We start from the raw sequence: 14,099 nt of genomic DNA, 5'->3' as shown, positions 1-14,099 counted from the left end.
TTTCAAGGCGGTTTAGGAAAAAGCATAAAATAACTTCCCTAATGATTTCTTCGTTCCGATTGAGAGCCCGGATGCCCTAACCGCAGCGTACCTTCGAGTTCCCTATTATTTTCAGCAAACCGGATGAGTACATTATGCCGAGCCATTACGACCTAGAAAGCTTTTCCACAGACTATTTCGATGCACGCGAAAAGTTTCTGTCCGCCTGTTCAAGTCAGCCCGGTCATCTGAGGCGGTTTCAACATTCATTGTTAGCCGACGACAATCAACCGTTGTCGACCGAGGTGTTTTGGCTCGGCGGCGAACAAGTCAGTAAGGTGTTGGTCATCATCAGCGCGACCCATGGTGTCGAAGGCTTTTGCGGTTCCGCGGCGCAAATCAATTGGCTCAGGCATGCACCGATGCCGACAGCCGATACCGCAGTGTTGTTCGTTCATGCCTTGAATCCATTCGGTTTTGCTCATTTGCGCCGCGTTAACGAAGATAATGTCGATTTGAATCGGAACTTCATCGATTTTTCCGATTGCCCGGTCAATCAGGGTTATCGAGAATTGTCCGATGTCTTACTGCCGGAGCATTGGACCGACGCAACCGAAAAAAACGTATTGCAAACAATTAACGAATACCGGCAGCGTTATGGTCAACGCAAGACCGAGGAAGCGATCAGCAGCGGTCAATACGAATATCCGCAAGGCTTGTTTTATGGAGGCGCTTCTTCCTCTTGGTCGAGACAAGTGATCGAAACCGTGATGCGGGAATTCGACTTGGCCAATCGGCAACGAGTCGCGGTTGTCGATATCCATTCGGGACTCGGTCCCTATGGTTATGGTGAAGTCATTTCGGATCATCCGCCAGGCTCTAAGGCTGCGACATTGGCGAAGTGTTGGTTTGGCGACAGCGTCACCGAGCCGGCGCTAGGAACATCGACTTCGGTGCCTAAGTTGGGGTTGCTCGATTACGCCTGGCATAAGGTTCTGGGCGATCACGGCTGTTATATCACGTTGGAATTCGGCACCTATTCGCTCGATGCGTTGTTTGCCGTGCTACGCAAAGAAAATTACCTTTGGCATAGAAATCCCGAAACAAGGCAGCTTAATCATTCGATGCGGCAACAAATTCGTGATTATTTTTATCCGCATAAGCGAGATTGGCAGGAAATGGTGCTGTTTCGTAGTGAGCAAGTATTAACGCAGGCGCTCGCAGGATTGGCGGATAATGACTGATTCTGCGATCGTCGAAGGAACACCTAACATCGTGTTTCGTTGTGCGGTCAAAAATGACGTCCGGCAATTGCTGGCGATTGAAAATGCTTGTTTTACGCAGGATAAATTAACCTCGCGCAATTTTCATTGGATGCTGGAAAGAGCCAATGCCGATATCATCCTTGCCGAAATCGAAGATAAAGCGGCGGGATATGCGTTGTTGTTGTACCGCAGAGGCGCATCGTTGGCACGACTTTATTCTTTCGCGGTGTTACCCGAATACCGCGGGCTCGGTATTGGCGTGGGCCTGCTCAATCACTCGGAAGCTCGCGCTCGAGAGCGCGACTGCGTGTATTTGAGGCTTGAAGTTCGTCCCGATAATCAACAAGCGATCGCTCTGTACCGAAAACAAGGATATCGGCAATTCGATACCAAAGAAGATTATTATGAAGATCACAGCGAGGCGCTGTGCTTCGAGAAACGAATTATCTATCCGCATCCGGAAACCCGTCTGACCGTGCCGTTTTATCGGCAAACGACCGATTTTAGCTGCGGTCCTTCGGGCTTGTTGATGGCGATGGCGGGACTGAATCCGGATATTGAATTGTCGCAGGCGCATGAACTGCAAATTTGGCGCGAATCGACGACGATTTTTATGACTTCCGGGCACGGCGGTTGCGGACCTCACGGTTTGGCGCTGGCGGCTTGGCGGCGAGGCTTTGCGGTCGATGTGTATCTGAGTCATCAAGATGTGTTGTTTATCGACAGCGTGCGCAATCCGGAAAAACGCGAAGTCATCAGTCTGGTGCAAGAAGATTTTCTGCGCCAGATCGAGCGAACCGACGTGCGCATGCATTTCGATAAAATCACGCTGGAAGCATTGACCGGGCATTTGGATGCCGGTCATATTCCGTTGATTTTGATCAGCACTTACCGGATCAATCGCAACAAAGCGCCGCATTGGGTGGTCGTGACCGCGCATGATCCGCACTTTATTTATTTGCACGATCCCGATGTCGATACCGAGCAGCATGCCAGCGAAGCGGATAACTTTTATGTGCCGGTGCCGAAAGCCGAATTTTTGGCGATGTCCCGCTTCGGGCGTAGCCAGCTTAGAGCCGTCGTGATCATCGCGCGGCGCGAATGACTAGGGGAAAGTTATGACCAGCGATCGTCCGATCAGACACTGCTTAACCGTTTGCCTTGCGCAATCTTTCGATTTTCCGGCATTGCGCGAGAAAATATTGATGTCGGGACGCGTCAAGTCGTTTAGAAATGCCTTGGTCGTCGACTATAAAAGCGGCTGCTCGATTGTATTTGCTTACGGCGTCGTCGTGCATTGGAATGTAAATCTGGATGAGCGGCGCAATCTTCATGATCTGCTTCTAGGTTTCGCAATCAAGCCCGATGCCGAGCCGCAGGAAGACAATTTTAGTTATGAAATAAACTGCGAGCAGCACCGGATACAAAGCGATCACATCGAGCTAATCAGCGCCGATCAAATGGTGCTCTTGGCTTTGTCGCATGCGATGGCGCAATCGATTAAATTGGCCGCATTCGAAAGCCATGCGATCAATACGATTCGCGAGACCAGTCATTTACCGGAATCCTTGGCGAGGGAAGGGAAGATTCAGCTCGGCAGAAAAGCCACCGCGATGATCCGGGGGCAGTTGTTTCTGACCAAGAGCGATATCATTTTGAATTACGATCTGCTCGATACGCCAGAGTTTTTTTGGGAACATCCGGAATATCAAGGAATTTATTCGATGGCAGCTAATTATCTCGAAATTCAGCCGCGCACCGAAGTATTGTCGAAAAAACTTGAGACGATACACGAATTATTGGAAATGCTGGCCGACGAACAAAAACATCAGCATTCGTCGTTTCTCGAATGGATCATTATTTATTTGATCGCGGTCGAGATCGTGATGTCTTTAGTCGACAGAGTTTTTTGATGCGCCGGCAAGAGGCTCTAACCGGCTGTCCGAATGACATATACTTCGCGGCAGTTGGTTCGCAAGCGCAGTAGGGTAGGTAGGAGCGAAGCGGAAAATGCAAACGGTAGGAAAATATTGCGGCCGTAATTTATAAACCCCGTCCGGCGAGAGGTCCGCGGTGGCGGGGTTGAAACGATGGGTTTTGGCTTCCGCCTCTACCCATCCTACGCAAGAGGGGGGCATGCGGAATGGACTGCGCAGTAGGATGGGTAGGAGCGAAGCGGAAACCCATCATGGGGATCCCGCAAGCCCTTAAAAGACTTCATGAACTTCATGGTTAAACTGCCGAATTTAGGATTATGTGGGAGCGATCCCCAGGCCGAAATTCGTCTAGCAAAGGGTATAGAGTCAAGCCCCTTTATGATCTTCACTGAAAACCGGCAAGGATTTCAGCAATGCAACTACGCCGAAAATCGCGGTCGCATAGATTAACGTCGATTTGATATAAGCCGGGTAGAAATTCGCCATTTTGCTCAGTTTTTCAGACCAGTCCAATGCATCGTGACGGCCCGACAACAAATAGAAGCTGAATTCGGAAATCAGAAACGCAAGTGTCGTTGCCGCGAGCAGGATTGCGAATTGTTTTAATAACACCGAAGGGTTCGACTCTTTGAATTGGGCGCACATTTTGCCGCCGAACCAGACTGCGGCATAAGTCGGAATCAAAAAGGCATAGGCCGGCGAAACGCAAAAACTGCTGACGCCGAAGAATTGAATCACGACAAAATCGATCAATGCCGCTTCGGCCAATAAAACGGCAAAAAACCGGTTGCCGCCGAACCAAAGCCCGGCCAGAAAAAATACCGCCAAAGAGGCGTCGGGGAGTTGAAAAGGCGTGCCGATATGGCTCGAGCGCGTTGCCGCCATCAACAGCATCAGTGCGATCGCGCCAGGCTGAATAGGTAGGTTTTGGACAGGTAAACGTTGTGCGATATTCATCGTCATTTCTCCGATAAGGTTAAGTTTTTAGATGTTGTAGCGAATCGAAACGAAAAAGTTGCGATCGGCCGTGTTGTAGGTATCGACCAATTGGTATTGTTTATCCAGCAGATTATTCAATTGAGCGCTAATGGTCCAGTTTTTATTGATGTGATAGGCCGAGCGTAAATCGACGGTCGCATAACCGCTGACTTTGGTCGTATTAGCGGCATCGTCGTAGCGATAGCCCTCGGCTAATAGGAAAGCACCGACGTCGACGGGACCGAACGATCTCGATAGATCGAATGATAACATTCTATCGGTGCGGCGTGGCAGACGATTATTCGTTTCCCGGTCGACCGGGCGGAGCAAATTCATGCCCAGTTTGGCGTTCCAACCGAAAATTTGCGTGCCGATTTCGGCTTCGATCCCGTTGATTTGAGCTTTACCGATGTTTTCGGCGGATAAGTTAAACGTTGCCGGATCAAAGACATAGACGATTAGGTTATCTAGGTCGGTATGATAAGCGCGAACCTCCCACTGTAGCCAGTCATGGTTGCCTGCGAGTCCGACCTCGACCGATTTCGACTCCTCGGCCATTAAGTTGGGGTTGCCGAAACCGGGCCAATAGAGTTGGTTGAAGGATGGGGCCTTGAAGCCGTTGCCGAAATTCGCGAATGTACTGATGCCGTAATCCCAATTGGAACGCCAGCCGATGCTGCCGGTGACGAAATCGCCGAAGGCTTCGTTTTCATCCCAACGAATCGAACCGTTGAGATGATGGTTATCGAAGAATCGTCCGTGCCATTCGCCGAACACGCCGACATCGTAACGCGATAGCTCGGTATAGTCGGTGGTGCTATCCGCTTCATCCAAACGGTAATCGGCCCCGAGTGTCAATTGATGATCGTCCGACAATTGGATCGCATTCAACCAACTGGCATTCCAGCGCGTGCTGTCGAAACGGCTGAAAAACGTGCCGTCCGGACTGAAATTGTCGGCGTCGTCTCGGCTTTGCCCTAACCGTAAGGTCGAGCGCCAATTGTCGATGACATCGATGGCGCCGCTCAGGCCGATGACCTGATTGACGAATTCCATTCTATTCGGCGTGCCGTCGAAGTCGTTGCGACCTTCCGAGCGCATGTAGGTGGCTTCCATCTCGGCATTGTTATCGAAGCGGTGGCCCAAGCGCGCATTGAGTCCGGTATTGTAGAAACCGTCTTTATCGGGCTCATCCACCCCGAAAAAACCGGTAGTCGGTTGCCGTGCGTCGAAGCCTTGCGAATTGAAATGCGACGCGCCGAGGGTATACCAACTATTTTGATAACGCCCGCTGATCGTGCCCGAAGCCTTCGCGGTATTAAACGAGCCGCCGCCGGCATCGATCGTGATCGTCGGTTTTTCTTTTTGTGCGCCTTTGCGGGTAAAAATTTGAATGACGCCGCCCAAGGCTTCGGCGCCCCAAAGACTGGATTGCGGACCGCGAATGATCTCGACGCGTTCGATTTGATCGATCGGCAGCAGTTCGAACGGCGAAGTACCGGAGGTGACAGAACCGAAGCGGATGCCGTCGACCAAGACCAAGACATGGCCGGAATTGGTGCCGCGTATGAAGACGCTGGAGTTTTTTCCGTATCCGCCTTGTTGTGTGATATCGAGTCCGGTCGAACCTCGGAGCAATTCCGGCAAGGTGTTGACCTGAAGGCGTTCGATGTCTTCCCGCGTATAGACGGTGCTGGCGGTTGCCAGATGTTCTTTGGGGCTGTCCGACCGAGTTGCCGTGATCAGCATTTCGGGTAAATGTAACGGTGTTTCGTCCGGGGCCGAGTCGGCCAAGGCCGGAAGATGGAAGCCGGTGAATAACAGTGGGCTTAAAAAGAATGTTCGCATGATGTCCTCTGCGCCGCCCGCGCATGAAAGGTTGTAGTATTACAACGCAAGGGCGCGCGGCGAAAAGGCAGAGTATGGCTCGACCGTTTCGTTAACAGCCCTCCGCTGTGTCGAATCGCTATCGGGCCGGTCTCCGGGCTTATAAGTGGCCATAGGCCTGAATCATCGCCTTCCCATGTCATTGCACACAGTGGCAAATTGATGATTCTTTACTTATCTACCGTTGCGGGGGCAGCGCCGGCTTTGGCTTGATGACCTGACCGGCTTCCCGTTTAACCCCGCCCTAGAATCGACAGGTCGATTCTAGGGCGGGGCACCTGAAAGCAAGGAGGGCATTATAGGGATTTACCTGCTGAATGCAAGTGGAAGAAAAATAGAGAGGATTCAATCGAAAAAAGCATTTTTGGGGCGGACTTGGGCGGGACGGAGTTTGCAACTCCGTCCCTAACCGTTTCGACTGTGGCCGAAGCAAATCAAAACGTTTGGGCCGGGTTACATAACCCGCCCCGAGCGAGGCATGCGGAACCATTTAGGGAAGTTATTCCTAGCCAGGCCCTTATTTCATCTGCAATTTCAAGCCGGCGCTGCAAAAAAAGACTCGATCGCAATGCCGCCCCATCAATTGCGCGGCCTTGCCCGATAAATCGATGAATTGCCGGGCCAAGCGATTGTCGGGAATGACGCCGAGGCCTACCTCGTTATGAATCAAGATCAATTCGACGGGAAGCTGCAACACGGCGTCCAATTCCTGCAGAATGTCGGATTCGGGAATTTGATGATACAAGGCATTGTTCAACCACATCGACACGCACTCGACCAATACCGGGCGGTCTAAGTCTTGCAATGTGGCGAGCAGTTTGACCGGTTCCTCGATCGTGATAAATGAATCCTGTCGGCGCTGCTGGTGAACGGCCACTCGGGCCTTCATTTCGTCATCGAAAAATTCGGTCGTCGCCAGATAATAGGGTTTTTCATTCCCGCATCGCTGTAAAACATAGTCTTCCGCCAAGCGCGATTTACCGCTCTTGACGCCCCCGATGAATAAGGTCTTCATGATGGCTCCTGTAAGGCTTCTAGGATTAACGATAAATCCAAATTGGCCGCGACCCGGTCTGCGAAACCCTGAATTTGAGCATCTCGGTAGCCGGCGTAGGCATAACCCCGATAATCGGGAGTCAGGGCTTTGAAATAATCGGTTCGAAATGCGTCGTTGTCGAAAATACCGTGTACATGCGTGCCGGCGACCGCGCCTTGCCGATAAAAAAGCGGGTATTGAGCCATGCGGCCGCAATGAATTTCATAGCCATTCAACGCCGGATAGTCGAACAGGTCATAGCTTCCTCGCCGGACGATCTTGGGGAGTTGGTAAAGCACCTCGTCATCAATAAAACCGAATCCGGATTCGCTGCCGGGCCGGTCGTGTTCGATGGCTTCCGGGTCATGCAACGTTCGGCACAGCATCTGGTAACCGCCGCAAATACCGAACACCGCTTTGTCGAAACGCTCGATTTCGTCGAACAAGCCTTGTTGCTTCAGCCATCTCAAATCGCGCAGCACGGTTTTACTGCCCGGCAACAGCACCATGTCGAAACCGCTCAAGGGGCGGTAGGCTTGAATCAATTCGACATGCAGCTCTTCATCCGCCATCAATACGTCCAGATCGTTATAATTGCTCAAGCCGGGGTAGGCGATCGCGGCAATGCGAATCTTGACGCCGTTCAAGCGTTGCCGGTAATTATTGAGCGATTGCGAATCTTCCATGTCGATATTGAGCGGTTCGAACGGCAACACGCCGAGCACCGGCACGCCGAAGCGCTCTTTGATGATGGTTTCGCCTTCATCGAAAAAACGCCGATCGCCCCGGAATTTATTGATAACGACGCCGATCAAATTTTTGCGCATGACAGGATGCATCAATTCCAGCGTGCCGTAAATCGACGCGAAGACGCCGCCGCGTTCGATGTCGGCGACCAGAATATTTTTGGTGCGAAAGGTATTGGCGACAAAGCTGTTCGATAAGTCTTTATGCAGTAGATTGAGTTCGACCGGAGAGCCGGCGCCTTCGGCGATGACCAAGTCATGAGACTGCCGGAGCGTCGTAAAGGCTTGTTCGACCTGTAATTTAAGGTCGCCTATCGAATCGTAATAGTCCGCAATCGATTGATTTCGATCAACCAAGCCGTTGACGATCACTTGCACCGAACCGTTGCCGTGCGATTTCAGCAGCACCGGATTGAACAAGTGATTCGGTTCGACCCGCGCAGCCTCGGCTTGCAGGCATTGCGCGCGGGAAATTTCGCGGCCGTCCGGGGTCACCGCCGAATTATTCGAGACGTTTTGCGCCTTAAACGGTGCAACGCTTAGCCCCCGGTCCGCAAAAATCCGGCACAAGGCCATCGCTATCGTGGTTTTGCCGGCGTCCGAGCTGGTGCCGAAGATCGCTAAAGGTTTCATAGATTGAGATAGTGAATGTAGGTGTATTGATGGCTGTATTGAAATTTATGCAAAGAGCCATGATCGACGCGAAATTGAAAGGCGGCGGCGGGCGACAGCTTCAAGATATGGGTCAGCAGGGCGCGAATTACGCCGGCATGGGTCACGACGACGGCTTGCGAAAGCTCGGTCTTGATGAGTTCCTGCCAAAAACTGCCGGCACGGCGGCATAAATCGGTAAAACTTTCGCCGTTCGGCGGCGGGACGTCGACGAAATGCCGGGTCCAGAGATTTAACGCTTCGGCGTCGATGTCATCGAAAAACATGCCTTCCCAATCGCCGAAATCCAGCTCCAAGAGCCGTTCGTCGGTGACAACCTCATCGGATAGGGAATCAGCCAAACGTTTGCAACGGCTGAGTGCGCTGCTATAAAACCGGCAGTCTTCGGCTAGTTCAGGCAATTTTTGCCGTAGGGCTTCCATCTCCCGGGCAAAGCTGTCCGCCAAAGCAATATCGGATCGTCCGTAACATAAGCCTTTAGCGGCTGCGGTTTGGGTGTGGCGAATCAAATAAATGTCCATAGCGCGCTGAGGAAGAGATAAAAAACGACTTCGGCGACTTGCTGGCCGGCCCCCAAACAATCTCCGGTATAGCCGCCGATATGACGATGAAAATAGCGGCCGAGTCCTAGTGTAATAAGCATCATCGGAATCAGTGCCGACAAGACCAGTGGCGGCAGCAAGGCAAAAGGCAGCAACGCCGGAATGCCTGCCAAGAGTAAAGTTTTCGCATCGGGCTTGAATACCGCGCCGGACGACTTGCTAGGCTGCGTGCGAGCGTAGTCGTAGCGGTACATCAAATACAACGGAAACCAACGGCTGATACTGTGCCCTGCCAGCAAGGCAAACGGCGGCAGATGCGCCGGTAAACCGGTCAAAAGCCTGAATTTCAACAGCAGCAGCAATAACAAGCCGAGCGCGCCATAGGCGCCGATCTGCGAGTCTTTCATGATGTCCAGAATGCGCTGTTTATCGTAGCCGCCGCCGAAACCGTCGCAGACATCGGCAAAACCGTCTTCGTGAAAAGCCCCGGTAAGCAAAATGCCGGCGATTAAGGCGATAACGACCGCAATGTCTTGCGGCCAGATTTGCAAAGCGACCCAGAACACCGATGCCGAAATACCTCCGACCAACCAACCGATCAACGGTAGATAAGCACAAGCAAAGGGCAAGCGTCGATAATCGAGCGTGGCCGGGCAGGGCAGTCGGGTATAAAAGCCGACGGCCAGAAGGAAATCGTGTAATGAAGGCATGGAAAGTTTTGCTTGAATTAGGCGGGATATGTTCTTGGCATGTCTAATTCTACTTTGTCTTGCGACAACTTATAAAATCGATCGCTTGAGAACATGACAAACCGGGCGGCTGATTATGGACACGAGCAGCACGGTGTAAGCCTTGCGGCGTATGGCAAATGCCGGAAAAAGGGAGGTGGTTGAATTATAAAATAAACCCGATACCCTTTTTTTGCAGTTTTGTTTCGACCTGTCTAGATAGAGCTAAGGAATATGCACAATATAACGTCTACAAGCAATAGGCTTTGCGGCGGTTCGGTGGCACGCTTGACAGGACGCCGAAAATACAACCACGTTGACGGCCTTGGTATGTGCTGCTAGATACCTGTACAATTTAACGTACATGATAATTTTAGAGAGGCCCCGATGGACGCCATAAGCTACACCACTGCACGAGCTAACCTAGCGAAAACTATGGAAAAGGTTTGTAATGACCACGATCCCGTGATTATTACCCGAAAGAGAGAAGCGCCTGTAGTCATGATTTCTTTAGAAGACTTTCAGTCCATGGAAGAAACAGCATACCAGCTTCGATCCCCTGCAAATGCTCGCCACCTACTAGAGTCGATTGCAGAACTTGAGGCTGGGAACGGTACCGAGCACGAGTGGATAGAATGAATCTGACTTTTTCCAGCGTATCTTGGGAAAACTACTTGTACCGGCAAAAAACCGATAAGGCCATGCTTAAACGAATAAATTCTTTGCTTAAGGCTATTCAGCGCGAACCTTTTGAAGGTATCGGTAAACCTGAGCCGTTGAAGCACGGTTTGTCCGGCTATTGGTCTCGACGCATTAACGATGAACACCGGCTTGTCTATAAAGTTGTTGAAGACCATATTTTTATCGCTCAGCTTCGCTATCACTACGAGTATTGAGCGCAAACGACCAAGTGTAACCGGCCCACCAAAGCGTAGCGAAAGGCGCGCGCTTTTATTCTTAGATGGCTTTTCGATCAAAAGGGAGTAGTTAATTGTATCGGCTACTCACTTAACGCGGGACAGTTTAAGGTTAATCCTTAGTGCTTTTGTCCCGCCTTAAGTGGGAAGCCATTGTATCCAATATGATATGGCGACTCATTTATTGATTGGTATTCAATATAATTATTGTTCGCTAGCAGAGAGGAAATTGTTTGCTCGCTCACATCAAAGTGTTCTGCCGCATCCTCAATGGCCTCATTGGAAAAATCGCTCTCTAAAAAATTAATCAGGCCATTAATTGGACACAAAAACTCGGCGGCAAAAGCCCTTTGATACTTTTGTCTGGAAGTGCTTAAGTCCGTATTAGTCAGCCATTGATTGCTGCCGGTTTGAATAAAATCACCAACATAGCGTGATAACTCAAACCGCTTGCTAATGGGGTGCTTCTTGCGAGGTACGAATTTAATGGTCTGATCGTCGGTTGGTATTCCTACTGAAACACTGGATCTACCCATAGGCCCCCACTTGTCTATTGCCGATGAAGCAATTCCCAATAACTCAAAGAGAGTTTTCGTATCAATTGGATTGTTTGTGTTTCCGATTTCACTTCTTAATTTTTGCGCATTATCTACCGCCACTCTCCAAGGCGCTGAATCCGCGCAAGTACTATTTGCTATTTGTTTTGTAGAGAATGTAGGTTTTCCGTATACCCCTGGAGCACTAATAAATTTCTCAATAGGTTTCAATAGTTCTTCTTGCCCCATTTTTCCGTAGACTGGGGCTAACTCCAATAATGTACCCTCTCCATACTCACTATAAAGCTTGATTGCATATTCCATTGCATCGGGCGAACATTCATCCGGGTCAAACCCCATAAGAGCCTCCAGTTTACGGTAAATTCTGCTATCTTCGATTTGCTCTTCTTCTTTTACTATAGAAAATAATGCTGAAAGATCACTAGCCCCCAACCCAAAGGCTTCTAATCTATTTTCGACCGTGGAGATAAAGTCAAAAAGTGCTTGTCGAAACTCGGTAATACTAATAGATACAGGAAGATTTAACCCATTAATATATCTAACAGACTGCTGACAATTTACCTCTGAAGGAGATGACCAAACTTGCACATTTAGGCTGTCACTTGCAAATAGTATTTTTGGCCAAACAAACCCATGATTTGCCGCCCCTAATTCGTGCGCCATTCGCCAGCTAACATCAGGCTTATTAGGCGCCGGTAATGGCTCGTAAAGCAGTCTCCACCAATTCTGTAGCATCCAAAAAGCTAGTGGGTAGGACGATACAATCACATGATTTTGTATGGATTGAGAAAAAATATTCTCGTTTCTTGTGAGATTGTAATCTCCAACATGAATTTCCAACTGAGCCAATGTGTTTGCTAGCTCAGGTGTTCCGGAGCCGACACTAGACCAGCTTTGTCGAAAATCAATCTTTTTTATCACGAATTTTCCACTCTTTAATGACTTCATGGGAGAACGGATCGGATTCCGGCATTGGATAACCATGATACATCCCAGTATCAGGATTCTCTAATTGAGCTTCCAAAGGGGTTCCGTCACGAGTAACTGCCCATATATTCTGGGGCCACTTTCCTTTCATTTGTTCGCTAATCATACCTTTACGTAATCCGGCCTTTATGTGGGCAATAGCAGCCTTTTTAGTAAAGATTTCGACTGTATCACAAAGTGATTTTGCAGTCCTTGGCGATGATGGTGGTGTTAATTCGAAATCGCCGGGATTTTTCTTATGCTCAGGATTGCCTCCGTATTTCACGTTCTTTACCAAAACATCTGACACGCTATTTTCCGAGAAAGCTTGAATCTTCCTTTTCGTATTGAAGCGGCCTTGTCTTCTCTGCATTTTTGTGTCGACCTGTCTAGTTTGGGGCTAACGTCACGGCACACTGGTTGCAATGGAGCGCAGCGGAATTGCAACCCATGTGCAACGAATAAGGTTAGGCATGAGTGCGTATCATGCTAACCAAATAGTATTTGGTCTACTGCCATCTGTATTAACCAAGTTCATGTGCGTTAGTAGTGGCAGGAGATAGTTAATTATCATAACGTTTGTTCCATTAGCGTTGCGTGCGGTGACGCAAAGTGGGCCTGCGAGATTAATGTCTTTGTTTGATCCAATCGGGCACCGATTTTGTTCCGTATGCTGATTGGGCAATAGGTATCTAAGAGTTTCGACGAATGCTTGTCGATTGATAGTAATTGGCGTGCCTCCTCCGACAGTTGTGATCTCAACGTCGGCATTACTGACAGATGTGACAGAAAACGGTGATCCTGAAGCGGTATCCGAGGTTGATAAATTCAACCCTATGAAAATCATATTCCAGCGAGAGTCCAGAGCGGCATTAATTAATTGATTCATGAATTTTACCAAATTGCCTAACTATAATTAGACATCCTAAATGACGCAAAATATTGCGTCATAGAGCTGCCTATTTCATTTTTGAAAATTAAAATCATATAGTTTACAGTGATTTGCAAAAAACAACCTTTCCAAATAAAAATTTAAAAATACGTCAGTGCTGAATTCGGAGAATTCAACGACAGTATTGGATTAAGTACGTGTTAAAATTCGTTTGAAGGACTGTAGCAATCGTACCGAACAAACTTAAACTGACTGGATTAAACGCTATATTCTGCATTTTTGCAAACGCTATCCGCTTGACTTGGGCGCTAGCGAACCGATGCCGCAAGTAGCCAGGATGACGTAACGAGGAATCGGGGGTTTTCGACGCAAGGGGGGTATCATAAGCGCCAACTTAGTGTCTACTCTATGGTGTATTTGTGGCTTTATTCGTCATATCGGAATGGATTGCTGATGTCCGGGTTACATTGGTGTGAAAGAAAGCATTGCCATCGCTGGCTCTGGATTCCGCCAATCCCTGGCGGAATGACGCGTTTTTCCTTAAGTTGGCGCCTATGGAGGCAGAATAAGGGTTTTCCCGTATTCCGCTTACGCTGCATACGGGCTACATTTTTCGGGTATTAATGCGCTAGTGTGAAAAATGCATCATATTGAATTATAAAACATTTTTTCTTATTCCGGCCAAAACTCGGAATCCATAACCTGTTCAATGTCCCACGGACAGGACTCGGGGAAGCAATCGAGTCCTGTTTCCTTTACCGCAAGACTGACGGCATCGGACCACACCCATTCCCGCCAATCGGGTTGAGTCAAATCGGTTTTAAGACTGGGGGTTTCTTTCAAGCATCCTGCAATCCCTCGACGTTGCTCCTTGATTGCGCGCTGCCAGCTTTTACTGCGAAAGCACGCCTGATATTGCCATTTCAGTAGATGGGCCAGCAAAACAGCCATTCTACTTCTCAATTCTCTTCGTTCGCTTTTGCCCACCGCTGAAAAT

Annotated in this window: 15 protein-coding genes and 1 riboswitch; of the genes, 5 read left to right on the top strand and 10 right to left on the bottom strand. The window is 49.4% G+C overall.

Annotated elements, in window-relative coordinates; all coding sequences use genetic code 11:
• Nucleotides 1-134 precede the first annotated feature (134 nt).
• Genes METBU_RS23890 through METBU_RS0110000 form a run of 3 tightly spaced genes read left to right on the top strand, consistent with a single transcriptional unit; the run spans nt 135 to nt 3,157 of the window.
• Nucleotides 135-1,223 carry a M14 family metallopeptidase gene (locus tag METBU_RS23890; RefSeq protein ID WP_017840494.1) on the top strand — a complete coding sequence of 363 codons (1,089 nt, stop codon included), beginning with the start codon at nt 135-137 and terminating at the stop codon, nt 1,221-1,223.
• Nucleotides 1,216-2,349 (top strand): ribosomal protein S18-alanine N-acetyltransferase, encoded by a 1,134-nt coding sequence (gene rimI, locus METBU_RS0110005; protein WP_017840493.1) that lies wholly within the window; start codon nt 1,216-1,218, stop codon nt 2,347-2,349. Before METBU_RS23890 ends, rimI begins: the two co-directional genes overlap by 8 nt.
• Before the next feature lie 13 nt (nt 2,350-2,362).
• Nucleotides 2,363-3,157 (top strand): RMD1 family protein, encoded by a 795-nt coding sequence (locus METBU_RS0110000; RefSeq protein ID WP_017840492.1) that lies wholly within the window; start codon nt 2,363-2,365, stop codon nt 3,155-3,157.
• Nucleotides 3,158-3,547: 390 nt separating this feature from the next.
• Here METBU_RS0110000 and METBU_RS0109995 read toward each other — a convergent pair whose 3' ends face one another.
• From METBU_RS0109995 to cobS, 6 genes are all read right to left on the bottom strand, one after another.
• Nucleotides 3,548-4,138: a hypothetical protein gene (locus tag METBU_RS0109995; RefSeq protein WP_017840491.1), complete on the bottom strand. Its 591-nt coding sequence runs from the start codon at nt 4,136-4,138 to the stop codon at nt 3,548-3,550.
• A 27-nt stretch (nt 4,139-4,165) separates the two neighbouring features.
• Nucleotides 4,166-6,007, bottom strand: a complete 1,842-nt coding sequence (locus METBU_RS0109990) for a TonB-dependent receptor domain-containing protein (protein ID WP_017840490.1) — start codon at nt 6,005-6,007, stop codon at nt 4,166-4,168.
• A 107-nt stretch (nt 6,008-6,114) separates the two neighbouring features.
• A riboswitch (cobalamin riboswitch) is annotated at nt 6,115-6,343 on the bottom strand.
• 220 nt (nt 6,344-6,563) lie between these two features.
• Nucleotides 6,564-7,061: a bifunctional adenosylcobinamide kinase/adenosylcobinamide-phosphate guanylyltransferase gene (locus METBU_RS0109985; RefSeq protein WP_017840489.1), complete on the bottom strand. Its 498-nt coding sequence runs from the start codon at nt 7,059-7,061 to the stop codon at nt 6,564-6,566.
• Nucleotides 7,058-8,461 (bottom strand): cobyric acid synthase, encoded by a 1,404-nt coding sequence (locus METBU_RS0109980; protein WP_017840488.1) that lies wholly within the window; start codon nt 8,459-8,461, stop codon nt 7,058-7,060. The genes METBU_RS0109985 and METBU_RS0109980 overlap by 4 nt, the downstream gene beginning before the upstream one ends.
• A complete protein-coding gene (gene cobC / locus METBU_RS0109975) occupies nt 8,458-9,021 on the bottom strand; it encodes an alpha-ribazole phosphatase (protein WP_017840487.1) in 564 nt (187 codons plus the stop codon). The genes METBU_RS0109980 and cobC overlap by 4 nt, the downstream gene beginning before the upstream one ends.
• A complete protein-coding gene (gene cobS / locus METBU_RS0109970; protein WP_017840486.1) occupies nt 9,006-9,752 on the bottom strand; it encodes an adenosylcobinamide-GDP ribazoletransferase in 747 nt (248 codons plus the stop codon). The genes cobC and cobS overlap by 16 nt, the downstream gene beginning before the upstream one ends.
• Nucleotides 9,753-10,157: 405 nt before the next feature.
• Between cobS and METBU_RS0109965 the strand changes: the two genes are divergently transcribed.
• Both METBU_RS0109965 and METBU_RS0109960 read left to right on the top strand, forming a co-directional pair.
• A complete protein-coding gene (locus METBU_RS0109965; protein ID WP_017840485.1) occupies nt 10,158-10,409 on the top strand; it encodes a type II toxin-antitoxin system Phd/YefM family antitoxin in 252 nt (83 codons plus the stop codon).
• Complete coding sequence (locus METBU_RS0109960; protein ID WP_017840484.1) at nt 10,406-10,666, top strand: Txe/YoeB family addiction module toxin; 261 nt, start codon at nt 10,406-10,408, stop codon at nt 10,664-10,666. The genes METBU_RS0109965 and METBU_RS0109960 overlap by 4 nt, the downstream gene beginning before the upstream one ends.
• Before the next feature lie 140 nt (nt 10,667-10,806).
• Here METBU_RS0109960 and METBU_RS23885 read toward each other — a convergent pair whose 3' ends face one another.
• The 4 genes from METBU_RS23885 to METBU_RS23880 all read right to left on the bottom strand — a co-directional run bounded on the left by METBU_RS23885 (nt 10,807) and on the right by METBU_RS23880 (nt 14,089).
• Nucleotides 10,807-12,165, bottom strand: a complete 1,359-nt coding sequence (locus METBU_RS23885; protein WP_017840483.1) for an ImmA/IrrE family metallo-endopeptidase — start codon at nt 12,163-12,165, stop codon at nt 10,807-10,809.
• The gene (locus METBU_RS0109950; protein ID WP_017840482.1) at nt 12,149-12,583 is read right to left on the bottom strand and encodes a hypothetical protein; all 435 of its coding nucleotides are present in this window, start codon (nt 12,581-12,583) and stop codon (nt 12,149-12,151) included. The genes METBU_RS23885 and METBU_RS0109950 overlap by 17 nt, the downstream gene beginning before the upstream one ends.
• Nucleotides 12,584-12,694: 111 nt before the next feature.
• Nucleotides 12,695-13,099: a hypothetical protein gene (locus METBU_RS27475; protein ID WP_138767088.1), complete on the bottom strand. Its 405-nt coding sequence runs from the start codon at nt 13,097-13,099 to the stop codon at nt 12,695-12,697.
• Between the two features lie 675 nt (nt 13,100-13,774).
• Nucleotides 13,775-14,089: a DUF29 domain-containing protein gene (locus METBU_RS23880; protein WP_017840481.1), complete on the bottom strand. Its 315-nt coding sequence runs from the start codon at nt 14,087-14,089 to the stop codon at nt 13,775-13,777.
• Between the last annotated feature and the right edge of the window lie 10 nt (nt 14,090-14,099).

The sequence above is a fragment of the Methylotuvimicrobium buryatense 5G genome (assembly GCF_000341735.1).
GTDB lineage: Bacteria > Pseudomonadota > Gammaproteobacteria > Methylococcales > Methylomonadaceae > Methylotuvimicrobium > Methylotuvimicrobium buryatense.
The sequence above is the reverse complement of the archived record's forward strand: the minus strand, read 5'-3'. Positions and strand labels throughout refer to the sequence as shown.